This window comes from Pedobacter cryoconitis (assembly GCF_014207135.1).
Lineage (GTDB): Bacteria > Bacteroidota > Bacteroidia > Sphingobacteriales > Sphingobacteriaceae > Pedobacter > Pedobacter cryoconitis_D.
In genome coordinates this window covers 269,933-292,441 of the sequence record NZ_JACHCC010000010.1, presented here as the reverse complement: position 1 = coordinate 292,441, position 22,509 = coordinate 269,933, and the positions used below count along the sequence as shown (strand labels likewise).

Genomic DNA, 22,509 nt, shown 5'->3' with positions numbered 1-22,509 from the left:
AATCATTGTAAACAACAAACAGGAATTAAAACTATCATTGTAAACACAAATCAGTAATTCACTTTTTACTGTAAACTTATCTCAGTATAGGACAATTAAGTTACTGTCTGTGTAGTGTTCGGGGTTGGAATAGGGTTGATATAGCTCTGGGCTATATCAACCCTATTCCAACCCCGAACACTATGCGAATACAAACCATCTTTATATCAGCCTATAGACCGAAAATTCGTTTTTGAATTTAGAAGGCTGTTGATATATTCTTTAAATTTACATTAGTAAAAAACAGGAAACAGACTTGCAATTTTCAATATAAAAAATGATTGGTGTAATTTTATCAGGCGGGCAAAGCGTAAGAATGGGCAAAGATAAAGGTCTGTTGCAGTATAGGCAACAAACGTGGGTGCAACAAGCATTTAACAAATTGTCCTCATTGCAAATTCCTGTTATTGTATCAGTAAATACACAGCAGTTAAGCTCATACCAATCTATCTTTCCTACCCACCTGCTAGTTACAGATAACCCTGCATTATCTATTGGCGGGCCCCTTAGAGGCATTCTGACCATACATCTGCTTTATCCAGATGAAGATTTATTCATACTTGCCTGTGATATGATAAACATGCAACCTGATCTATTGACCTATATTTTTAAAGAGTACCAGGATAACCCGACCGACGCATTGGTCCTGATAAAGGATAAACATCCTGAACCTCTGTGTAGTATATATTCTGCAAAAGCATTGTCCAGGATATACACTCTATTTACGAATCAGGAATTGCATAAACATAGCATGAAATATGCCCTTGATCAATTGAAGCCCAGTTATCTCCCGGTTGCAGAAAAATGGACCGGTTATTTCAACAACTACAACACGTTAAGCGATTTAAAAGACATTCAGCTATAGCTTGGCTCAATTGGCGAAATGTCCCCTGGATAATTGCTTTTTGCACGTTTTTTGATTAAATTTATAAAGCAATCTTTTATTAAAATCATAAGGAATTGGAGGATTTACAATTGGTTTCCACTAAGCATATACCCGTCAGAAAGGTGAACGGCTTAACAAGCTCACTGTTGCCGGACATACTCTCTGTTGAGGAACCGCTTGAAATAAGAATAACTTACGGACCTGAGGCACAGCGGATACAAAAAAACATCTCTGTGACGATGCGTACGCCGGGTAACGACCTGGATCTTGCAGTTGGCTTTTTATTCACAGAAGGTATTATTTCTTCCTATCTTGATGTGGCAGATGCCTATCACACAGACATGGATTGCGCATCACAAAAGAAAAACATTGTTCAGGTAGAACTCACAGAAAATTGCATCCCCCACCTGATGCAAACGGACAGGAATTTTTATACAACCTCCAGTTGTGGGGTCTGTGGAAAAAGCTCAATTCAGTCTATAAGGACTGTTAGCTCCTTTAGTGAGCTGGACACTCCCCTGTTAAGCATATCCACAACTATATTTTACGGATTACCAGGGAAACTAAGAGCAGCCCAAAGTGGTTTTACCGCAACAGGCGGGATCCATGCCTCCGGGCTTTTCACCTTAGAAGGAGAACTTGTTCTTCTGCGGGAAGATGTTGGACGACATAACGCTCTGGACAAGTTAATTGGCAGTGCTTTGGCCAGTAACCTCCTACCCTTACACAGGTACATCTTATTACTTAGTGGAAGAGCAAGTTTTGAACTCATTCAAAAAGCTGCTATGGCCGGAATTTCCATTGTAGCAGCCATTGGTGCTCCCTCAAGTCTTGCCGTAGAACTTGCTTCCGAATTTGACATCACACTTTTGGGATTTTTAAGAGAAGACAGATTCAATATATATACTTCAAATGATCGAATATTAATACCGACATCACATGAAAATCAGGATTAAAGGCAACTCGCTGAGATATCGGCTAACCAAATCGGACGTAGCGAAACTGGGGTCAGAAGGCCATCTGGAAGAACATACAGCATTCGCAGGTAAAACGCTGACATACATAATTGTAACGACAAATAATGATACGCTGACAGCTGATTATATCGGTGACAAAATTGTATTAAACATGCCAAAGATAATGATCGACGAGCTCAATACCACAGACAAGGTGGGTTTTGATGATCGGAATGGTCCTGTAAGTTTACTCGTTGAAAAGGACTTTACCTGCCTTGATCAGGTTGAAGAAGATCAAAGCGATAATTTTCCCAATCCACTATTAAACAAATAGCTATGGAAAAAGACAAGAAAGAACCCGCAGCAGAAAACCCATACAAACTATTAGACCTGAAATTAACCAAGGTGGAAAAATGGGCCGCAGGTGTTCCTGCTGTCATGGCAGCATTTAGTGACCTTTTTGAGGAAGGAGTCCCGATCCGCGGAACCAGGGCTTTATTCTCAATGAACCAAAAAGGAGGTTTTGATTGTTCAAGCTGTGCCTGGCCCGATCCCGATGACGATCGGTCCCCTCTTGGAGAATACTGTGAAAACGGAGCGAAAGCCCTGGCTGATGAAGCGACTACCAAAAAAGTCACCGCTGAATTCTTTAAAAAGAACTCAGTTTATGATCTGGCCAAATTAACGGATTTTGAAATAGGCCGTATGGGCAGACTGGCAGAACCTATGTATATACCTAAAGGAGGTACTCACTATGAGCCTATCTCCTGGGACAATGCCTTTAAAAAAATCGGAGAACACCTGAATGCTTTGGAAACACCAGATCAGGCTGCTTTTTACACTTCCGGAAGAACCAGTAATGAAGCCTCTTTTTTATACCAGCTTTTTGCAAAAGAATTTGGGACAAACAATATGCCTGATTGTTCAAATATGTGCCACGAAACATCTGGTACTGCTTTACTGCCGACAATTGGGATTGGCAAAGGAACGGTAAAACTGGATGATTTTTACGATACAGATCTTATTGTAATCATTGGACAAAACCCGGGAACCAATGCACCCAGAATGATGAGTGCGCTTGAGAAAGGCAAAAAAAATGGAGCTAAGATCATTGCGATTAATCCTTTGCCCGAGGCTGGTCTGATGGGATTTCGCAACCCCCAGCAAATCTATGGCATTATTGGAAATGGCGTTAAGCTCGCAGATCTTTATCTCCCTGTCAAAATAAATGGCGACATGGCGCTTTTAAAGGCCCTTGAGCTCTTATTACTTGATTTTGAAAAGAAATCTCCCGGAGAAGTATTCGATCACCAGTTTATAAAAGAGAAAACCGTTGGACATGATGCTTTTATTAAACAGTTTGAAGATTATAAACTGGAAGATCTTGCAGAAGCTTCTGGCGTATCGCAAGCTGCAATTTATGAGGCAGCTCAGATGATGGCGTTCAAAAAACGTATCATTTTTTGTTGGGGAATGGGGCTCACTCAGCAACCAAACGGGGTGGATATGATTAGAGAAATTGTCAATTTACTATTGCTTAAAGGAAGTATAGGTAAGCCTGGAGCTGGTGTCTGCCCGGTTCGGGGACACAGTAACGTGCAAGGTAACCGTACCATGATGATTAATGAAAAACCTAGTGACGAACAACTGGATCGCATACAGAACGTTTTTGGCTTTACACCTCCGCGCAAACACGGTTATGATGTGGTCGGGGTCATCAAGGCTATGCAGGAAGATAAAGTCAAAGTCCTTTTTAGCATGGGGGGTAATTTTTTATCGGCAACACCAGATACAACCTATACTGCTAAAGCACTTAAGAAAATTAACTTAAGTGTCTGTGTCTCTACCAAACTTAACCGAAGCCACCTCATACATGGACAGGAAGCCATCATACTCCCAACCTTTTCACGAAGTGATGTCGACATGGTGAATGGCGAAGCTCAGTTTGTAAGTACAGAAAGCTCAATGGGTATCGTTCAATCATCCAAGGGTATACTTAAACCTATATCCGATAACCTGGTTAACGAAATGCAGATTGTCTGCCGTATGGCGATGGCAACCTTAGGGAGCAAGTCAGTTATCAACTGGCAACGGTACGCGGATAGTTATGATGCAGTAAGGGATGACATTGAAAAATGTATCCCGGGTTTTGAAGACTATAATGTTAGAGTACGGCAGAAGGAAGGATTTTATCTGCCTAATGCTGCGCGTGAAGGCAATTTCATCACTAAAAAATATGGCGACCGTGCGCCATTTACGTTAACCACTACGCCTGACAATCTACTTGCACCAGATGAATACCTGATGGCTACTACACGTACACACGACCAGTTTAACACCACAATTTATGGCCTTGACGACCGGTACCGTGGTATAAAGAACGAACGGCGGGTGGTGTTTATGAATCAAAAAGATATTGAAAAAGGTGGGTTTACAGACGGTGAAAAGGTAGATCTGTTTAACTATGACAATGGTATTGAACGCATTGCTCCTTTATTCGTTATTGTTTCTTATCAGATACCAGAAAGGAATACTGTAACTTATTTTCCCGAAACAAACGTCTTAGTATCCATTAACAATGTTGTTGGAGAAAGTAATATGCCAGCATCAAAATTTGTCAGGATTAAAATAAAAAAACATAACCCTAACATATATAAGCTGATAGATCAATTGTGATTATCAAAGAGATTATAGATAAAATATTATTTTGATCTTTGTGACCTTATGCAAGATTACATATTCGAGATTCAATTAAAAGTAAGAGATTATGAGTGCGATATACAAGGCATTGTAAACAATGCTATATATCAATCCTACCTGGAACATGCCCGTCATGAGTACCTACAGTCAAAAAACATTTCCTTTAAGGAACTGACTAACAACGGCATCCTGTTAATGGTATCCAGGATAGAAATGGATTTTAAAAAATCACTTACTTCGGGAGATACTTTTTCAGTAAAGCTGAGAATCGAAAGACAAGGATTAAAGCTAGTCTTTTTTGAAGATATTTTTCGTGTGTCAGATCAAGCCCTATGTCTCAAGGCTAAAGTCGAAGTCATTGCCCAAATCAATGGAAAATTAACCAGAGGAGAGATTTTTGACACGTTAAATCTTTAAACCATGCCCTATAGTACCCTGCTTGAGGACTTAAAAACGACGCTTCAGAAAAGTAAGGTAGAAAAACTTGCGATCATTGCTTCAAAGAACTTTTTGGTTAAAGAATTAATTGATTTAACTTTTTACCACGATGAGCAAATTGCATTCAGGGCTGCATGGATATTAGAAAATGTGTATTCATTACAGCAGGATAGATTCTTAACTCAGGCCAATTATTTCCTGCTTAAACTCCCTGCGCAAAACAATCTTTCAGCACGCCGGCATTACAGCAAAATTCTGGCGTTAATGACCAGAAAAAATGCTTCACCGGAAATCAGAAAAATCATTGCAGATTATGATACCGGGATTTTAGCAGATACTATTTTCAGCTGGTTGATTGATGAGAAAGTTCCGGTTGCAATAAAATCACATTGCCTGAATATTTTAGCTAATTTAACGACAAAACATGACTGGATTAAAGAAGAACTTCTCCAAACTATGGACTTCCTTATAGATAAAGAGAGTATTGGATTTTTTGCAAAAGTAAAACAGATCAGAAAACAGTTGATTAAATTTCAATAAAACCAATGCCAGACAATTGATGAGAAAGAAGTTCATAAATTATAGAATAATAGCGCTATGCCTACTTACACAATTGTTTTTTTCAACTTTTAGCCTTGGACAAAAGAACAGCAGGTATGCCGATTCTCTACGTACCGCATATCAGATACCTGAGCTTGCTTATGCAGTAATTACTAAGGATTCTACTATAGAAATATCCTTTTCAGGTCATCACGCCAACAATCTTCCAGATACGGCTTCTGTCACAGACAGGTTTCATATTGGTTCGAATACGAAAGCAATGACTGCCTTTATAATAGCTAAGGCCGTTGAGAAAAATCAAATCAAATGGGATACAAAGTTCTTTGATTTATTTCCGGAATGGAAAAAAGATTCAAATCCCGCTTATTTAAAGATAACACTTCAGGATCTTCTATCTCACAGAGCAAGAATCCAGCCCTTCACAGCAGGAGAAGAATGGAATAAAGTTCCCAAGTTCAAAGGAACTAAAGTACAAAAAAGAAAGAGTTTCGGACATTTTGTATTATCTCAGAAACCAGTTGATATTGACACCAGTTCAAAATATACATACTCGAATGCTGGTTATACACTTGCAGCATTAATGTTGGAAAAAGTAGCCAATAAAAGCTGGGAAGATATGATCTTAGAAACTTTCAACAGAGACTTAAATATTTTGACTGGTTTTTCATGGCCGAATAACCAGTCAAAGCAAGATACCTGGGGCCATCTTATTGAAAACAACAAGCTGACACCCCTTGCATCAACAATAGAATATAATCTGAATTATATTGAACCCGCCGGTGATCTTAATCTCACCCTTCCCGATTATATTAAATTCATCCAGCTTAACCTGAAAGGTCTGAATAATCAGGATAATTATCTTAGCGCAAGCACCTATAACTTCCTCCACAGATGCAGAGAGAATTATGCAATGGGTTGGGCCAATATCATTGAGAATAATACTGATTTATCCTCTCATGCTGGTTCCGCGGGTACCTATTTCACTATGGTTGATATAGACCGGAGAAAAGGTATTGGCTATATTATATTTGCTAACTCAGCTACAGAAAGTGCAACTCAAGGGATCGATCAGCTCATGCGCAAGTTAAAAGAAAGATAATCATCCATCTATTTTATTTCACAACAAACTATAAATCAATGTACTAATAGCTATTCATGCTATATTATCACATCAAAAACAATAATTTGCTTTTAATAATTAACTTTGGGAATCCAAATTTTCATAATGACTAAATTATTATCACTGTTATTACTTTGCGTTTTATTAAGTTCATGTGTCAGAGTATCTGATGGAATACCTGATTCTGATTACAGATTTGAAGTGACCTGTGGCAATTGCACCATTAGTATCAAAACTGGTGATAATACCCAGAGTTATAATGTCTATGGTTATCAAACCATCCCTTACAATCATAGATTACCTATAATTACGGTATTGCTATGGACTAATTATGATAAAGATCATACACGGGTTGGATTCACAGGCAGTGGCTATAACAGAACTTTATTTAATGATTACCTTTATTATGATGATCCGGCAAGGGTAATACAGCTTAATTTATAGGGCAATGAGCAAGTATCAGCAGGAATGGAAACAGATCCTTCAACAACAACAGACATTTAAAGACTGGAGAATCAGAACCAGCGGCGGTGATTTACTGATCAGGGTTCCTGAATCTACGGATATGCAATACCTGGAAAATGATTTCCCAGGTATTATAGCTGATTTAGCTACAGGGATCACAGTGGCTAAATCAGCTATAAAATTCTTTGTGGGCAATTCATCCCAGGCAAGTTTCATCTTTATTCTATAATCAAAAGATCGGAATAACTACCAACCAATCCCGTAATCTTCTCCATGGTTACTGGACCCTCCCCAGAAACTTCCATGTTTCCAGTCAAAGTATATCGCATTGATGGGGCCGCTGGTTCTCGCGCCGAAACTTAATGTATAACCCATTTTCTTCAACTCGTCCCGTGTTGCTTCGGTTGTATGATCATCTAATAAAATCTGACCTGGTTTAGGCATCCGGTCTGCTGTTTTGGTACCTCCCAGAGAAAGCCAGAGCTGATTGGTGTTAAAGTTTGCTGCTTCTGTCGCTTGTTGTACATTCATCCCGAATTCTGTTACATTTAAAAAGAACTGTAAAAGGTTCTGATCTTGTGTATCTCCTCCCTGAACCGCAAAAGACAAGAATGGTTTTCCACCTTTTAAGGCCATTGAAGGAGAAAGGGTTACTCTCGGCCTCTTACCCGGGGCCAGCACATTGAAAGGATTTATTGTAGAATCAAGCACAAAACTCTGCATGCGCTGGCTCATACCTATCCCTGTATTTCCTGCTATACAAGCAGGTAACCACCCACCACTTGGGGTCACGGATACAACCCAACCATCTTTATCGGCTGCTTCTATTGAAGTCGTCCCTAACCATAACCTTTCCAGGTAGACTGACTCGGGTGTATAATTAGTCATATCATGCGCCGGAGCAAAATTTCTTTTGGTCGTATCGAGTTCATATCCCCTGCTTTTGAGTAGTTTGATATAAGGATTTACTCTACCCTCAAATGGATAAGGATTACCCGGACCGATATCAGGGTTGTTTTTATCGTAATGAATAAGACCGGCACGTTGCTTCGCATAGTCTTTGCTCAGCAGACCTTTCATTGGTTCAATAGGTTTTGAATATGGATCTCCGTAATAAAAATCACGGTCCGCAAATGCCAGGTTCATAGCCTGATAAAGTGTATGAATATATTTTGTCGAATTATATCCCATAGCTTTGAGATCGAAATTCTCCAGAATATTTAATGCTTGTAACATTACCGGGCCCTGGGTCCATTGCTTTAGCTTATATACGTCAATTCCTTTATAATTCACAGTAAGAGGTTCTTCTTCTATGGGGCGCCAATTTTTCAAATCCTCCATAGTGATGAGCCCACCCTGCTCCTTGCTCCCCCGTACAAATTCTCGGGCTATATCCCCAGTGTAGAAACGATCATAAGCAGCCATCAGCGCTTCCTTTCTGCTTTTACCCTGCTTCAGCGCTTTACGTTCTGCCTCAACCATCTGACTAAGCGTTTTCAATAAATCTTGCTGTACGAAAATTTCACCAGCTTCGGGTGCCTCTCTTTTCTCTCCTAAATGGGTAAGCAAAACCTTTTTGCTATAAGGCCATTGTTTGATTTGTTCCTTTCCATGTTCAATAGTATTTGCAGCCTGAGCTTCTATTGGGTAACCAGCAGCCATTTGCATAGCAGGCGCAAGGACCTCTTCCAAACTTAATGTCCCGTAATTGATTAACATATAGATAAGCCCTCCGGGTGTACCTGGTGTGGTAGCAGCCAGTGGACCATATTCAGGCGGAAAATTGTATCCTTTATTCTTAAAAAACTCAACGGTAGCACCTGTGGGGGCTACTCCCATTGCATTTATAGCAATTACTTTTTTGGTTACCGGATTATAAATCAATGCCTGGGTCTCACCTCCCCAGCTTAAGGTATCCCACATGGTACAGGTTGCTGCCAGCATGGCGCAAGCTGCATCAACTGCATTTCCACCTTTTTGAAAGGTCATTGCACCGGCAGTTGCTGCCAGAGGCTTACCTGTAATTGCCATCCAGTTATGCCCATATAATATAGGTTTCTGCGTTTGCTGTGCAGAAAGAGACATCACAGAAGCGGCAGAAATAAATAATGAGGATATCAATTGTTTCATCTGTTTATGTTTATTGTTCTTCTTTTGCAAGATTCATAAAACCCTAAATTAAACAATTTTAAAAGACCAGTTCAATGCAATTCCTGCGATCTTGTCACAATCTGGATACCGTCTATATAGAATGTTTATAAATAATACAATCAGAATCCTTGCATAAATACGAGTTACGCATATCTTTGAATAACCTGCATTTATAATTTATGAAACGATCCTTTAGACATATTGCATGAACAACTTTGAACTAGATAGTTTCCAGGTAATTGCCGATCCAAGCAGAAGGGAAATTTTGATGATGCTTTCTAAAAAGAAGCTTTCGATTAATGAAATTGCCAAAAATTTCAATATCAGCAGACCAGCTATTTCTAAACATATTAAGGTATTGGAAGTAGCAGGATTTATTTTTGTAGAAGAAAAAGGCAGGGAACGCTGCTGCATGTTGAATCCTGAGGGACTTCAGCGTATCCAAGAATGGATTAATTTTCTAAAGGTCAAAAAAAAAACAACTGAAAAATCATTCTGTTAAAAATACTGATTTAGAGCTGAAATCTTACCTGAAGGATCCTTATACTCTATTCCCGTCTAAAATAATTACCTTCGCCATCTATTAATAATTAAGAGATGAAACTGGAAGAACAATTACTGGAACGAAGCGAAAACAAATGTGAACTATGTCAGTCGGGAGAATCCCTGAAATTATATGAAGTTCCTCCCCAATCGACCAGTACTGAAGACAATTGCATCATCATCTGTGATAAGTGTCTGGCACAAATTGAGAAAAGAGAAGAACTTGACAGTAAACACTGGAGTTGTTTAACAGGAAGTATGTGGAGTGAGGTTCCTGGTGTACAGGTAGTTTCATGGCGCATGTTAAACCGTCTGAGTAATGAAAGCTGGGCAATGGATAATCTTGATATGATGTATCTTGATGAAGAAAGACTTGCCTGGGCTAAAGCAGCTGGTGGACTTGACAATGATACAGATACTGTTGAGCTTCATAAAGATAGTATTGGTGGTATCCTTCAGACTGGTGACACTGTAGTTCTCACCAAAACTTTAGATGTAAAAGGCTCTCAACTCAGCGCAAAATTAGGCACTGTAGTTAAAAATATTCGCCTGGTAGAAAACAATACCGATCAGATAGAAGGTAAAATTGAAGGACAGGTTATTGTAATCCTGACTAAATATGTAAGAAAACAGGGATAATTCCCTGCAGAAAAAATTCTTTGAATGATTCTTAAATCAGCTGTTAAATAGCTGATTTAAGAACTTCCACCTCAAAAATTATTGCAGCGCCTGGAGGAATATCCCCGTCTCCGGCATCGCCAAAGGCAAGTGAAGAGGGAATATATAATATCCATTTTGAGCCGGCAGGCATCATCAACACCGCTTCTCTTACCCCTTCCAGTGTTTTATCAAGGCGATGTACCCATGGTTTGTTATTATCATAAGTACTCCATAATTTTTGTCCATTAACCAGCTTTGCAGTATACTGTAAGCTGACCCGCTCAGTCATTGTGGATTTTGGCCCATCCCCCTGTTTCAGAATTTTATATTGCAACCCCGATGACGTTACTTTAATACCTGGTCTGGTCTTATTTTTCTCCAGAAATTCTTTACTTTCCTTAGCACTCAGAGAGACTTTGAGCTCTTCCATATTAAAAGCGGTCGAATATGCCTGGTTTGGTTTCAGATAAATTTTCTGATGCTTATAGTCCAGAATTACATTAAACCGCTTAATGACCTCAATCCCTAAAATCCCCAGATAACCATCTTTTGGTACAGCCTGATCATTCACTGTGAGTCTGATACTCATCTGTCCAAATTTAAAACCATCAAATGACATGGAATTAATGACAGCCAACTGGTCTTTGGTGAAAGAGTTCATCCCTCTCCCTACTGTATAACCAGTTTTACCCAATTTGCTGTCAAAATCATGATATTTACTAAAGGGAGTACTTACAATCAGTGAGAAGGTATTACCAGTATCAAACATCACCTTCCCGGTAAAGGTTTCTCCGTTTGCCAGTGTAATAGAAACCGGAAACCGGGGAATCAGGATATTTTTACTAAACTCAAATGGAATAGCCGTATATCCGGAGGTATCTACAGCTGTAATCTGATTATATAATGATATTATCTTACGATCAAAATCCAGTTTTGTCACATATTGATTTAGTAACTCATACCCAAGTATACCGTCCAGTTTTACACCAATATCAGTTGAAAGTGAAGAAAAATTAACTAATGAAAGATCTACATTCTTAATCACCGCCCCTCTTACGTTTAAATTTTGGTGTAAGGCCATCGTATAATTCTTAACCCCACCCGAGCCAGCAATCAATACTATCTTACGGTTTTCTTTGCTTATACCTGTTTTCTCGGCAACTGCAGAATCTATAGATGCACCTGTTGCTCCTGTATCAAATATAAAATGGAGCGAATCACTTTGATTAGCCTGTACTTTTATATAAAGATGTTTTCCATTAAACTCAAAAGGGAACTGCGTAATCTGAGCTTTTAAGCTGCTTTTACCAAAAAAAAATAAAAGGGCTAACAATAAGTTTCTTATAATTTGTTTTTGCATAAAGGCTAAGTTAGAACCTCAACCAGACACAACTGTCCTTGCCTGTCTGGGTATTACCGCTAATCGTCTAATACTTCCCCCGATTCAGGTAACAATTGATTTTCGATAATCATGCAGCTTTGTATCATCAAATATTTAATATAATGGAAAATAAAAATATCAATATTGCCATAATCGGGGCGGGCTTAGGTGGACTTAGTTTAGCACAGGGACTTAAAAAAAACAATATCTCTTTCCAAATCTTCGAGAAAGATCCAGCAGTAAACAGCAGGATACAAGGTTACCGGATCAGAATTAATGAGACTGGCCAGGATGCGCTTACTTATTGTCTTTCGGAAGAGCTTTATCAAATTTTTACTGATACCTGTGCTGTTCATTCAACCGGGGTAAATACCTTAAACTCACAACTCGATATACTGGAGGATCATTGGGTTGATTCGTGGAGTGACGGTGAACAGGAGAAATTACCTGATCTGAGAGCAAACCGGCTAACCATGAGAGAAGTGTTATTATCCGGATTAGATGAAAATGTTCATTTCAATAAGGAATTTGTATGTTATGAAGAACTTCCTGACGGAAAAGTTCAGGTTCATTTTAAAGATGGCACTTCTTACCAGGCAGATTTAGTCGTAGCTGCAGATGGCATTAATTCCAGGTTGTCTATGTTAAAATTCCCAGGACAAAAGTTAGAAGATACAGGCAATATTAATGTTTATGGAAAGACTTATTATAGTGCCATAGCTAAAGAACAAATAGCAAAAATTTTACAGCTCGGTACTTCAGTCATTTTTGAAGAGGAAATGGCTGTAATTATAGATGCTATGCAATTTAAAGGATCAGCTCTGCAAGCTATAAAGCAAAACCACCTGTTTAATATAAGCCACACAGAGGATTATATTTACTGGTCTTTTATTGGCAACCGCGAACGTTTTGGATTGAAGAAAGATCAAAATTTAATGATGTCTAAAGAAGATATTCTGAATTGTGTAGGAGAAGTTACAAAATCCTGGGCCTCTTCTCTTAAAGTACTGTTCGGACTTGTTGAACCTGCGACACTCAGTATCACCCCTGTAAGAACTTCAATTCCAAAAGAAAAATGGATCAGCAATAAAATAACAGTACTGGGAGACGCTATCCATGCAATGAGTCCAGCGGGAGGATTGGGTGCAAACACAGCTCTCCATGATGCCTTTCTGTTGACAAGCTGTTTATCTGAAGCAGCTGGCAAAGGGACTAATATACTCGGGACGGTTGCTAACTATGAAGAAAAAATGCGGAAACATAGTTCAGCTTCCATTCTTTCCTCAAATTCGGGTGGAGCTACCTTATATAACAAGGAGTAGCTTTATACACCGGCAGATTTTTTCCTGATAGCTGTTGGATTAATACCTCCATAGTTTTTCAGAAACTTATTGAAATGGCTTAAATCTGCAAAGCCAAACTCAATACTGATCTCTTTGATCATGGAGTTACCAAATTTCAAACGGTTTTCAATAAGTTTAAATTTATAGTCATCAATATATTTTTTGACAGAGAGACCCATCTGCTGTTTAAATAAACTGCTGAGATGATTAGGAGATAAGTTAAAACGCTCAGACAGTACAGTTAAACGCAATTCTGACGGATCCTTAATATGCACATGAATATGATTCATCATACTGATAAACAGATTACCATTAAGCAGATTATCAGGTACCCGCTGATGGAAGGCATTTCTTTTAATCAATGCAAAAACACTTCTGATCAGATAAAATATAACTTCATTGGATGTATGACTTCCCTCCCATTCTCTTACGATCATACGCATGATCTGGTCAATTTTATCCAGTTCGTTTGCTGATTCAACCAGACAAGTTTCAGAAGCATTGTTTATAACCAACAGGTGATCAATCAACTTGTTCCATTCATTTTTAACAGTTCCCGCAGAAACATCATCGAGATAACAATTTGTAAACTTCAGCACACTAAACTCAGTTGCTTCCTGGATCATAAAAATATGATAGTCAGCAGGTGCCAGTAGAAATAGACAAGGCCCTGTGTAAGGGCTGAGTTTACCATTCAGCTCATGATGACCATTACCAGAATGGATAAACATCAACTCAAAATGGTTGTGATTATGTACCGGAAACGGCCATACTGTTGTCTTGAAATGCCTGATAAAAAGTGGTTCGTGCTGAATAAATCGTTCCAATCCGTTGTTTTTTACAAATATACCGATTAAAAGTACAACCCGTAAAGTCATCCCTGTCGTAGGTTTGCGTCAGAATTAATCGATACATGACTTCAGATAAACAAGACTTACACCCAGCAATTATACCTTTAATGGCTGTTTCGGCAGGTATTATTGTAGCCAATATTTATTATAACCAACCGATCCTAAAGGAAATTGGTCTGTCCTTACATGCCGATGAAAATCAGGCAGGCAAAATTTCCATGCTTTCACAACTTGGATATGGCCTGGGCATGTTTTTCTTACTGCCTTTGGGAGACAAGCTAAATCGCAAGAATCTTATTTTGTTACTTTGTGGCTTACTTACAGTTGTTTTAACACTGTTTGCTCTTTCATCATCACTTATTGTAATTTATATTTTAAGTTTTTTAGTGGGCCTTTTCTCTGTACCTGCCCAGATTATTTTACCTATGGCAGCCACTTTAGGCAAACATAACCGGGGTAAAAATGTAGGTCAGGTATTCAGTGGTATATTAGTTGGGATCTTAGGAGCAAGAGTTCTGAGCGGCCTCCTTACACAATGGTTTGGCTGGAGATATGTCTATGGTATATCAGCAATTATGGTTCTGACTATAAGCATATTGTTAAAAGCTTACCTGCCAGAAGTGACCCCAAAATTCAAAGGCAGCTACCTGAGTCTTTTAAAGTCTACCTTATCTCTGGTTAAGGAATACAGGGTTTTAAGACAGGCCGCTTTATTAGGTGCTTTCACTTTTGGTGTATTTTGCTCATTCTGGACAACACTAACCTTTCATTTAAGTGCTCAACCATTAAATTATCATACGGGTACCATTGGTTTATTTGGTCTTATTGCCATTGGAGGGGCACTCGTGGCTCCATATTTCGGTAAACTTGCTGATAAAGGAAATGTCTATAATTCCTTAATACTAACTGTTTCGATGATCATTGGAAGTATTATCCTGATTAAACTATTTCCTTTTTCTGTCCCTGTTTTAATCATCAGCATCTTCTTCCTGGACATTGGCGTACAGGCCACACAGATTACTAATTTTACCCGTATTTATAGTCTTCACGAACATGCGCATAGCCGACTGAATACCATTTATATGACTACCTATTTTATAGGTGCTGCGGTAGGTACTTATTTTGGGCTGCTTAGTTGGAAATTTGGAGGCTGGAGCCTCTCTACCTGGCAGATGTTATTATGGAGTGGAATTGCCTTATTAATTGTTATCATTTCTAAACGTTATAAATCATGAGTCTGATAGCTATATTCAGTGATGTACATGGAAATCTGCCTGCACTTCAAACAGTGCTGGAGGATATAGAAAAAAGAAAGGCCGATCAGGTATATTGTCTGGGAGATCTGGTAGACTTTGCCCCCTGGACCAATGAGGTTATCGAAACCATTCAGAACTTAAGAATTCCATGTCTGATGGGAAACCACGATGAAAGAATTGCCTTCGACTATCCCATCATTCCGCTTATAAAACATAGTATGGAAGAAACAGAAGCCAGAATCACTGCAATAAATTACACAAGAAACTCGATTAATGAAGATTGCAGAACGTATCTGGCCCATCTTCCCGGACAGCTCAGGTTAACTTATAACCATAATGGCAAAACCATTAATATTCAACTGGTACATGGCAGTACCAGGAGCAATGAAGAATATATCTATCAAAACCACGATCTGGATGATGTCAATCAAATGATGGACGAACAACAGGCGGATATATTAATCATGGGCCACACACATGAATCCTATATCAGGACAATTCCTTCTGAACCTAATAGAATGGTTCTCAATTGCGGTTCCGTAGGGCGGTCTAAAGAAGAAAAACCACTAGCTACTTATCTGATGCTGGACATTAGTAATAATGATGTGCAAGCTGAAATCATCAAATTAAACTACCCTGTAGAAGAAGTAATCAAAGGAATATCCAAAAGCGGAATACCTGATTTTTATGCTGATTTCCTGGAAAGAATCCGTTTATAGTTCATGTTGGAACGTTATTTGCAACGTAGTTTACGAAAAAACCTATCTTTAGACCTAATGCAAAGAATCCTCCTCCTGTTTTCATTTTTATTTATTACTTATCATGTCAGTGCACAAAATGCCAGTGATATTATTTCTGCCAATAACCACCCTAAAGACACCTCTGATAAACGCGATCTAATAGATGTGGCCAAGACTTTATTTAAAATCAAGTCTCATAAAAATGATCATGAAGACTCCAGAAAAGTTTTCTTTTCGTTACTTCCTATTGGTGCCAATGTTCCCGGTGGTGGTCGCGCACTGATTACTTCAACAAGTGCGGGATTTTATTTAGGTGACCGTAAAACAACGAATATTTCCAATGCAACCTTTACCCCTTACTGGAATTTTCAAGGCAGGTTCGGACTTCCTTTACGTTCTGATATCTGGCTAAAAGATAATTCATGGACTATACAGGGAGATACACGGTTTCTCGTATACCCTCAGTATACCTGGGGTTTAGGTTCCGGAAAAGAAGACGACAAAGTATTGGTTAGCTATAAATACATCAGATTTTATCAAAGTGCACTGAAACGTATCAAACCATATTTTTACGCCGGTTTTGGTTATAATCTGGATTACTTCGTTAACATCAAAGCGCCGGATCCGGGACTTCAAAAATTCACAGGCTATAATACGGGAACTGAGCAGGGTAGCAATTCTTTTTCATCAGGAATATCCTTTAACCTGCTCTATGATACACGTAACAGTTCTATCAATCCCCTGCCAGGCGGTTATCTGAACATAGTTTTAAGGACCAACCCTACTTTCCTGGGCAGCAACACTAGCTGGAAGTCTCTGTATGTAGATGCCAGAAAATATATCTCTTTCAGTACAAAACCACGTCAGCAGAATACACTGGCTTTCTGGACCTATTTATGGACAGGGCTGAGTAACAACATCCCTTATCTTAACCTGCCGAGTATAGGCTGGGATCCATATAACAGATCAGGCAGGGGGATGGATCAGAACAGGTACAGAGGTAAAGGTCTTTTTTATGTAGAAAGTGAGTACAGAAGAGATTTAACTGATAACGGTTTATTTGGTTTCGTCGTTTTTGCAAATGCTACTTCTGTAACCGAGCCTGAAAACAATGCATTTAAGACTATTCATCCGGCAGTCGGAACCGGTCTGCGTATTAAGTTTAATAAGGGTTCCAATACAAACATAGCCGTTGACTATGGTATCAGTAAAGGTTATTCAGGATTTTCGATTAATCTCGGAGAGGCATTTTAAATTCAGTGCTCCCTGCTTGACATAACCATAATCGTGTAACTATCAGCCCCTACTATAGTCTGAAAAATATAATCAGTGGATAAATAGTAGGTACTGATTTGTTTATTCTCAATACTTTGTATGTCTTTCTTTTCTGTGCCGGAAGCTTTAATATCCTTAAGGATCAGCTCGTATGATGCCTGACTATTCAATTGATAATAAAGTTGGTTAACTACTCCATAATCTGCCTGGATCCGGAGCCATGATAATGCTTTCGTTCTTTCAGACCCATGATTTCCATAAGAAAAGGTACGGTATAACTGATCTCCTTTAACCGCTGAAAGCTCAGGTCTTACTACCCAGCGCGTACTCTTAAGACTATCTGAAACCGAAGCAACAGGCTGACCTACAAATGATTTGAGCTGACTAAGTTTCAGGTGTTGTCCCTTACCCAGTAATCCAAAAAAACACAACAAAAGAGTTAAAGCATATTTCATGTAAGCAAAGGTAATAAAATGTAAAAAGTAGATCCTTTATTGATTTTACTTTGTACCCCTATTGTCCCCTTATGATTTTTAATAATTTCCATAGCTATATACAGCCCCATTCCCAGACCACTTGCCATAAAATTTTTATCATCTACACGATAAAAACGCTCAAAGATCTTATCCTTATGTCCGCTTGATAGCCCTATACCATAATCAGTCACTGCAATCCTGACCTGCTTGCCCTCCTTTGTAACTGATAACATAATGTCTTTATGCAAAGGTGAATACTTGACAGCGTTATTGATCAGATTCATCAATACCTGTTCCAGGCGTTCAATATTCCCATTAACCTTTACATCATCACCTGGTTTATAAATGATATTATAATCCGGGAACATATAACCAGCATTTTCCGTACACATAGCAACCAGTTCATTAACACTTACCGGATATTGACTGAAATATAACTTTCCCGCCTGTATTTTACTCATATCCAGCAGATCATTGACCAGGGTCTGCAACTTACTGATAGAGCCTTCTGCTTTCACAATAAAGGTCTTTACCTGAGCCGGTACTGGTTCTTTCCTATAGTTAGAGATTAACTGTAAATAGGCTTTCAGACTTGTAAGAGGTGTTTTCAGTTCATGGCTGGCTATACCTATAAATTCATCTTTCTTTTCGATTGACTTACGCTGATCATCAATATCAGTTGCCGTACCTACCCAAAACAGGAGTTCTCCATTTTCATTTCGGAATGGCATACTTCTGTTAAGATGCCAGCGATAAATACCATCATTCCGTTTATAACGATTTTCAATTTCGAAAACCTCTCCTGTTTGAATACAGATATTAAATTTTTCGAGTGTTGCATTAAGGTCATCAGGATGAATAATATTATTCCATGATTCTTCAAATGTCGCATCAAAAGACAAGCCTGTATAATCATACCAGCGCTGATTAAAGAAATTAAACCGTCCACAAGGTAAATTCGTCCAGGTAATCTGAGGAATATTATTGGCCAGCAACATAAAATGTTCCCTGCTTACCGAAAGGTCTTTAGTCCTTTCGACTACTGTATCTTCCAGATCATTATTTAGTCTTAGTGCCTGATTCCTCGCTTCTTCAAGTTCTTCGTTTTTTGATCTTAAAACTACCTGAGTTTCCTTTTGTATGGTTAAATCTGTCAGTAAAATACTGAATGTAGTTCCCTCTTCCAGATCCAGATTAGTCATAGACATCAGTACAGGCATACTGGAAAGATTGGAACTAATCAGGATCTCCTCTGTTTTGTAATCTGAGAGACTACCAGAGTTGATGATCTCTTTGAGCTTAGCAGTTGTATAGTGATGGATAAACAGATCAAACTGTTTACCGATTACTCTATTTAAAGACAAATCCACCATTGCGGCAAAACGTGGGTTACAATAAAGGATTAAACCATCTTTATTTAACGTAACTGCTCCCTCACCCATTTTCTCTATTAAAACTCTATAAGTCTTATCGGCTGTTTTAAGTGTATATAATTGATGGCTCTCCTGCCCGGGAACTACAAATGCATCGATCATACCCTTTCTGATAGCTTCAATGGTATCATTGGCTTCTTCTAACTGAACCTGCAATCCTTTTAATTCAGCAGTCAGCTGTTCATTAGTCTTTTGATTACTCATTCTATATCTTTAAGAGTGATTCCAAGTACACTTAATACTTTCAAAGTATCAGACAAATCCCCGACTAACCTTCTTTCGGGTGCCGGCCTCTTTTTGATTAATGTGGGCAACGCGATAATTTGCTCCTTATAAGCGACCTCAGGAAGTTGATAAACATCTATAATTTCCAGTACATAATTTCCATGCAAATACTTTTCACAAATAAATTTGAGGTTATTGATTGCTTTTACTGAATTCTGAGAGGCACCAGTTATATACAATGACAGTTGATATTCGATTAGCTTATCCACCTTATATGAAGTTTGCCTGATCAAAATTAATCACAGTACCTGTTTTGCTAAGCATTGTATATCGTTTATTCATCAGTATTAAATCAAAATTTGTATTAGTTTATTAGGTAAAATCATGAGATAACAAAAAAACGACCAAAAAACATTTCAACGGTATTTCATGGATTAACCAGTACCCTATTCTATTTAAAAATACACACATTAAACTGGTAACCAACACCTTGCAGCCAATTATAAAATTAAAAACCGATTCTATATAGAATAGTTCCAGTTTATCAATTGATGTACAACACTGGATCTGGAATGATATCCGGACAGCTGATCATTAAACTAATAGTATTAATAAATAAGAACATACTATTAATTAACATTGAATTAATAGTAATCATGCATATTTGTCGTCCACAATAATTATTTGCAAACACCCTTATGACTTTTAGAAACTTATTTATCTCTAGCAGCCTTATACTCGTTTTAGCAGGCTGTTCAAAGAAAACAACAGAAGATACTATCGTTACACCTCCTGTCGCACCAGCAGTTTATAGTATAACCGAAGGTTTTGAAAATTCGGCAAAAACTGCTTATGCTGTCGGTAATTTCACAGCACCAACCGGAAGCTGGACACTCGACGATGCCCTGATTGGCTCAACGGCTCCGGATTTAAAAAACGGGACAAAAAGTATCAGACTAAGAACAGGAAGTGTTACCATGAACTTTGATGTTAAAGGTATGACCATGCTGTATATAAAACATGGTAAATACGGCACAGACCTTTCCTCTACCTGGCAGTTGATGATTTCATCAGATGAAGGAAAAACCTATACACAGATAGGTACTGATATTATTGAAGATAATACAGTGTTAAAACTGGATTCCTTTAAAGTAGCGATTAATACAGCTGTTCGTTTCCAAATCAAAAAAACAGGCACAGCCAGGGTAAATATTGACGATATCACTTTTAAAGGAACAGGTGATTCCGGTATCATAACAGGGGTACCCGATACTAATCCGGTAGATACAGCTAACAATACAACTGCAGCACCTCCGCGCAACGTTGTAGCCGGAACAGATATACAACCAGTATCAGGAGACAACAGCAATTTACTGTTTGGTAATCCTTCCAATGCAACAATGGTTGATGCTGATAATTTCCTGATCGATCAGCATTACTATGTAGAATCTTACAGCAGCAAAAGAGGAACACCTAATTGGGTAAGCTGGCACCTTGATGCAAGCAATTTTAACGGTGCTACTGCCAGGTTAAACAACTTTGCTGGTTTTACCGGCCTACCTGCTAATGCATTCATGGTACAAAGTAATAGTTATAGTGGTTCTGGATTTGACCGCGGCCATAATATTCCTTCTGCCGATCGCACCAGCTCTACCAATGCAAATAGTGCTACTTTCCTGATGTCAAATATGATTCCTCAGGCACCTAACAATAACCAGAAAACCTGGGCTGATCTGGAAAACTACCTGCGTGCAAAAGTACTCGAGGGCAACGAAGTTTATATTATTATGGGTAGTTATGGTAGTGGTGGTGTAGGTAGTAATAGCAGCGCCAGCATCACTACAATTGCCGGAGGCAAAGTTACTGTACCTTCCAATATATGGAAGATAGCAGTGATTATTCCAGCTGGTGACAATGACCTGAGCAGAGTCAGCACAACAACACGGGTTATTGCTGTCAATACACCCAATATTAACAGTATCAACACAGACTGGAAAAAATATCGTGTATCAGTAAGGGACATCGAAAAAGCAACCGGATATGATTTACTTTCTATCTTACCAAAAAACATCCAGGACGTCATAGAGACAACCGTAGATACAAGTAACTAAGGCAATGATTAGCTATTGATATTCCTGTATATATTAATAATTTTACCGGAATGATATATTACCCTTCTGTACTCACCATTGCCGGATCGGATAGTGGCGGAGGTGCTGGCATACAAGCTGACCTAAAGACAATTTCGGCGCTTGGCTGCTATGGAACTTCCGCCATTACTACGATTACAGCTCAGAACACTACAGGCGTAAAAGATCTGCATCACCTGCCCACATCCATTGTTATAGCTCAGATCGAAGCAGTGCTTAGTGATATCAGGCCCAATGCTATTAAAATAGGGATGATTTCTAATCCCGAAGTACTGCTGGCTGTGTACGGAGTTTTAAAACATTACCAGGCCATCCCGATAATTCTGGATCCTGTGATGATCTCCACCAGTGGCCACCGGCTAATCGGTGAAGATACTATTGAACCGATGAAGCAGTTCCTGATTCCGCTAACAACCTTAGTAACACCAAATCTGGATGAAGCAGCTATCCTGTCCGGAATGGAAATCTCAACCGTTTCAGAAATGAAAATTGCCGCACGCAAAATTCTGGACCTGAATTGCCAGGCAGTCCTGGTTAAGGGAGGTCATCTCAAAGGTGATCAGCTGTCTGATATTTATCTGGATAAAAATGGTTTGGAGTTTTCTTATGAAAACACGGCTATAAACTCTCTGAACACACATGGAACTGGCTGTACATTATCATCAGCTATAGCCTCATTTCTGGCAATAGGATTTGAGTTACCTGCTGCGATACAGAAGGCAGAACTATATGTTCATCAGGCTATAAAACAAGGAGTTGATGTAGTGACCGGGAAAGGAAAAGGTCCATTAAACCATTTCCATGCCCCTATTCCATCAATCAAACACGATACGGATCTAAAAAATTAATATATTTGGGCC

At 38.8% G+C, this 22,509-nt stretch carries 23 protein-coding genes; 17 read left to right on the top strand and 6 right to left on the bottom strand.

All coding sequences use genetic code 11. From position 1 onward, the window contains the following. Positions 1 to 316 precede the first annotated feature (316 nt). The 9 genes from HDF25_RS19480 (at position 317) to HDF25_RS19440 (ending at position 7,394) form a co-directional block, all read left to right on the top strand. On the top strand, positions 317 to 904 hold the full coding sequence (locus HDF25_RS19480) for a molybdenum cofactor guanylyltransferase (RefSeq protein WP_184627856.1): 588 nt from the start codon (positions 317 to 319) through the stop codon (positions 902 to 904). A 95-nt stretch (positions 905 to 999) separates the two neighbouring features. Next, a complete protein-coding gene (gene fdhD / locus HDF25_RS19475; protein ID WP_184627854.1) occupies positions 1,000 to 1,881 on the top strand; it encodes a formate dehydrogenase accessory sulfurtransferase FdhD in 882 nt (293 codons plus the stop codon). Next, positions 1,865 to 2,215 carry a DUF7009 family protein gene (locus tag HDF25_RS19470; RefSeq protein ID WP_184627852.1) on the top strand — a complete coding sequence of 117 codons (351 nt, stop codon included), beginning with the start codon at positions 1,865 to 1,867 and terminating at the stop codon, positions 2,213 to 2,215. The genes fdhD and HDF25_RS19470 overlap by 17 nt, the downstream gene beginning before the upstream one ends. Before the next feature lie 2 nt (positions 2,216 to 2,217). Continuing rightward, the gene (locus HDF25_RS19465; protein ID WP_184627850.1) at positions 2,218 to 4,557 is read left to right on the top strand and encodes an FdhF/YdeP family oxidoreductase; all 2,340 of its coding nucleotides are present in this window, start codon (positions 2,218 to 2,220) and stop codon (positions 4,555 to 4,557) included. Between the two features lie 48 nt (positions 4,558 to 4,605). Beyond that, positions 4,606 to 4,998, top strand: coding sequence for an acyl-CoA thioesterase (locus HDF25_RS19460; protein ID WP_184627847.1), 393 nt, complete (start codon positions 4,606 to 4,608; stop codon positions 4,996 to 4,998). Between the two features lie 3 nt (positions 4,999 to 5,001). Beyond that, a complete protein-coding gene (locus HDF25_RS19455) occupies positions 5,002 to 5,559 on the top strand; it encodes a hypothetical protein (protein ID WP_184627846.1) in 558 nt (185 codons plus the stop codon). Positions 5,560 to 5,578: 19 nt separating this feature from the next. Next, positions 5,579 to 6,679: a serine hydrolase domain-containing protein gene (locus tag HDF25_RS19450; RefSeq protein WP_184627844.1), complete on the top strand. Its 1,101-nt coding sequence runs from the start codon at positions 5,579 to 5,581 to the stop codon at positions 6,677 to 6,679. A gap of 126 nt (positions 6,680 to 6,805) precedes the next feature. Next, complete coding sequence (locus tag HDF25_RS19445; RefSeq protein WP_184627842.1) at positions 6,806 to 7,144, top strand: hypothetical protein; 339 nt, start codon at positions 6,806 to 6,808, stop codon at positions 7,142 to 7,144. 4 nt (positions 7,145 to 7,148) lie between these two features. Beyond that, positions 7,149 to 7,394 (top strand): hypothetical protein, encoded by a 246-nt coding sequence (locus HDF25_RS19440; RefSeq protein WP_184627840.1) that lies wholly within the window; start codon positions 7,149 to 7,151, stop codon positions 7,392 to 7,394. 17 nt (positions 7,395 to 7,411) lie between these two features. Here HDF25_RS19440 and HDF25_RS19435 read toward each other — a convergent pair whose 3' ends face one another. Beyond that, positions 7,412 to 9,295 carry a gamma-glutamyltransferase family protein gene (locus tag HDF25_RS19435; protein ID WP_184627838.1) on the bottom strand — a complete coding sequence of 628 codons (1,884 nt, stop codon included), beginning with the start codon at positions 9,293 to 9,295 and terminating at the stop codon, positions 7,412 to 7,414. A 226-nt stretch (positions 9,296 to 9,521) separates the two neighbouring features. Between HDF25_RS19435 and HDF25_RS19430 the strand changes: the two genes are divergently transcribed. Both HDF25_RS19430 and HDF25_RS19425 read left to right on the top strand, forming a co-directional pair. Next, positions 9,522 to 9,818, top strand: coding sequence for an ArsR/SmtB family transcription factor (locus tag HDF25_RS19430; protein WP_184627835.1), 297 nt, complete (start codon positions 9,522 to 9,524; stop codon positions 9,816 to 9,818). Positions 9,819 to 9,913: 95 nt separating this feature from the next. Next, positions 9,914 to 10,498, top strand: coding sequence for a PhnA domain-containing protein (locus HDF25_RS19425; RefSeq protein WP_184627833.1), 585 nt, complete (start codon positions 9,914 to 9,916; stop codon positions 10,496 to 10,498). Positions 10,499 to 10,541: 43 nt separating this feature from the next. Here HDF25_RS19425 and HDF25_RS19420 read toward each other — a convergent pair whose 3' ends face one another. Further along, entirely contained in the window at positions 10,542 to 11,879 is a 1,338-nt protein-coding gene (locus HDF25_RS19420; protein ID WP_184627832.1) for an FKBP-type peptidyl-prolyl cis-trans isomerase, read from the bottom strand. 143 nt (positions 11,880 to 12,022) lie between these two features. Between HDF25_RS19420 and HDF25_RS19415 the strand changes: the two genes are divergently transcribed. After that, positions 12,023 to 13,222 (top strand): FAD-dependent oxidoreductase, encoded by a 1,200-nt coding sequence (locus HDF25_RS19415; protein ID WP_184627830.1) that lies wholly within the window; start codon positions 12,023 to 12,025, stop codon positions 13,220 to 13,222. Between the two features lie 2 nt (positions 13,223 to 13,224). Here the strand turns inward: HDF25_RS19415 and HDF25_RS19410 are convergent, their stop codons facing one another. Continuing rightward, positions 13,225 to 14,070 carry a helix-turn-helix domain-containing protein gene (locus HDF25_RS19410; protein WP_184627828.1) on the bottom strand — a complete coding sequence of 282 codons (846 nt, stop codon included), beginning with the start codon at positions 14,068 to 14,070 and terminating at the stop codon, positions 13,225 to 13,227. An 86-nt stretch (positions 14,071 to 14,156) separates the two neighbouring features. On the opposite strand from HDF25_RS19410, the gene HDF25_RS19405 reads away from it, so the two are divergent. The 3 genes from HDF25_RS19405 to HDF25_RS19395 are packed head-to-tail and all read left to right on the top strand — an operon-like array spanning position 14,157 to position 17,344. Beyond that, entirely contained in the window at positions 14,157 to 15,329 is a 1,173-nt protein-coding gene (locus tag HDF25_RS19405) for an MFS transporter (RefSeq protein ID WP_184627826.1), read from the top strand. Further along, entirely contained in the window at positions 15,326 to 16,069 is a 744-nt protein-coding gene (locus HDF25_RS19400) for a metallophosphoesterase family protein (RefSeq protein ID WP_184627824.1), read from the top strand. Before HDF25_RS19405 ends, HDF25_RS19400 begins: the two co-directional genes overlap by 4 nt. Before the next feature lie 57 nt (positions 16,070 to 16,126). Then, positions 16,127 to 17,344: a BamA/TamA family outer membrane protein gene (locus HDF25_RS19395; protein ID WP_184627822.1), complete on the top strand. Its 1,218-nt coding sequence runs from the start codon at positions 16,127 to 16,129 to the stop codon at positions 17,342 to 17,344. Between the two features lie 2 nt (positions 17,345 to 17,346). On the opposite strand, the gene HDF25_RS19390 is transcribed toward HDF25_RS19395, so the two are convergent. From HDF25_RS19390 to HDF25_RS19380, 3 genes are read right to left on the bottom strand one after another with little or no spacing between them, the layout of a single operon-like run. Further along, positions 17,347 to 17,820 (bottom strand): hypothetical protein, encoded by a 474-nt coding sequence (locus HDF25_RS19390; protein ID WP_184627820.1) that lies wholly within the window; start codon positions 17,818 to 17,820, stop codon positions 17,347 to 17,349. Next, a complete protein-coding gene (locus HDF25_RS19385) occupies positions 17,817 to 19,478 on the bottom strand; it encodes an ATP-binding protein (protein ID WP_184627818.1) in 1,662 nt (553 codons plus the stop codon). Before HDF25_RS19385 ends, HDF25_RS19390 begins: the two co-directional genes overlap by 4 nt. Then, complete coding sequence (locus tag HDF25_RS19380; RefSeq protein WP_317618220.1) at positions 19,475 to 19,768, bottom strand: circadian clock KaiB family protein; 294 nt, start codon at positions 19,766 to 19,768, stop codon at positions 19,475 to 19,477. Before HDF25_RS19380 ends, HDF25_RS19385 begins: the two co-directional genes overlap by 4 nt. A gap of 429 nt (positions 19,769 to 20,197) precedes the next feature. Here HDF25_RS19380 and HDF25_RS19375 point away from each other — a divergent pair, with 429 nt between their 5' ends. Further along, on the top strand, positions 20,198 to 21,610 hold the full coding sequence (locus HDF25_RS19375) for a DNA/RNA non-specific endonuclease (protein WP_184627814.1): 1,413 nt from the start codon (positions 20,198 to 20,200) through the stop codon (positions 21,608 to 21,610). Between the two features lie 50 nt (positions 21,611 to 21,660). Next, positions 21,661 to 22,497, top strand: coding sequence for a bifunctional hydroxymethylpyrimidine kinase/phosphomethylpyrimidine kinase (gene thiD, locus HDF25_RS19370; protein ID WP_184627812.1), 837 nt, complete (start codon positions 21,661 to 21,663; stop codon positions 22,495 to 22,497). Positions 22,498 to 22,509 lie beyond the last annotated feature (12 nt).

Bases quoted from the DNA above. Each gene is read 5' to 3' on its own strand.
- HDF25_RS19480 (WP_184627856.1), top strand. From the start codon at position 317: ATGATTGGTGTAATTTTATCAGGCGGGCAAAGCGTAAGAATGGGCAAA.
- HDF25_RS19470 (WP_184627852.1), top strand. From the start codon at position 1,865: ATGAAAATCAGGATTAAAGGCAACTCGCTGAGATATCGGCTAACCAAA.
- HDF25_RS19465 (WP_184627850.1), top strand. From the start codon at position 2,218: ATGGAAAAAGACAAGAAAGAACCCGCAGCAGAAAACCCATACAAACTA.
- HDF25_RS19460 (WP_184627847.1), top strand. From the start codon at position 4,606: ATGCAAGATTACATATTCGAGATTCAATTAAAAGTAAGAGATTATGAG.
- HDF25_RS19455 (WP_184627846.1), top strand. From the start codon at position 5,002: ATGCCCTATAGTACCCTGCTTGAGGACTTAAAAACGACGCTTCAGAAA.
- HDF25_RS19450 (WP_184627844.1), top strand. From the start codon at position 5,579: ATGAGAAAGAAGTTCATAAATTATAGAATAATAGCGCTATGCCTACTT.
- HDF25_RS19445 (WP_184627842.1), top strand. From the start codon at position 6,806: ATGACTAAATTATTATCACTGTTATTACTTTGCGTTTTATTAAGTTCA.
- HDF25_RS19440 (WP_184627840.1), top strand. From the start codon at position 7,149: ATGAGCAAGTATCAGCAGGAATGGAAACAGATCCTTCAACAACAACAG.
- HDF25_RS19435 (WP_184627838.1), bottom strand. From the start codon at position 9,295: ATGAAACAATTGATATCCTCATTATTTATTTCTGCCGCTTCTGTGATG.
- HDF25_RS19430 (WP_184627835.1), top strand. From the start codon at position 9,522: ATGAACAACTTTGAACTAGATAGTTTCCAGGTAATTGCCGATCCAAGC.
- HDF25_RS19425 (WP_184627833.1), top strand. From the start codon at position 9,914: ATGAAACTGGAAGAACAATTACTGGAACGAAGCGAAAACAAATGTGAA.
- HDF25_RS19420 (WP_184627832.1), bottom strand. From the start codon at position 11,879: ATGCAAAAACAAATTATAAGAAACTTATTGTTAGCCCTTTTATTTTTT.
- HDF25_RS19415 (WP_184627830.1), top strand. From the start codon at position 12,023: ATGGAAAATAAAAATATCAATATTGCCATAATCGGGGCGGGCTTAGGT.
- HDF25_RS19405 (WP_184627826.1), top strand. From the start codon at position 14,157: ATGACTTCAGATAAACAAGACTTACACCCAGCAATTATACCTTTAATG.
- HDF25_RS19400 (WP_184627824.1), top strand. From the start codon at position 15,326: ATGAGTCTGATAGCTATATTCAGTGATGTACATGGAAATCTGCCTGCA.
- HDF25_RS19395 (WP_184627822.1), top strand. From the start codon at position 16,127: ATGCAAAGAATCCTCCTCCTGTTTTCATTTTTATTTATTACTTATCAT.
- HDF25_RS19390 (WP_184627820.1), bottom strand. From the start codon at position 17,820: ATGAAATATGCTTTAACTCTTTTGTTGTGTTTTTTTGGATTACTGGGT.
- HDF25_RS19385 (WP_184627818.1), bottom strand. From the start codon at position 19,478: ATGAGTAATCAAAAGACTAATGAACAGCTGACTGCTGAATTAAAAGGA.
- HDF25_RS19375 (WP_184627814.1), top strand. From the start codon at position 20,198: ATGACTTTTAGAAACTTATTTATCTCTAGCAGCCTTATACTCGTTTTA.
- thiD (WP_184627812.1), top strand. From the start codon at position 21,661: ATGATATATTACCCTTCTGTACTCACCATTGCCGGATCGGATAGTGGC.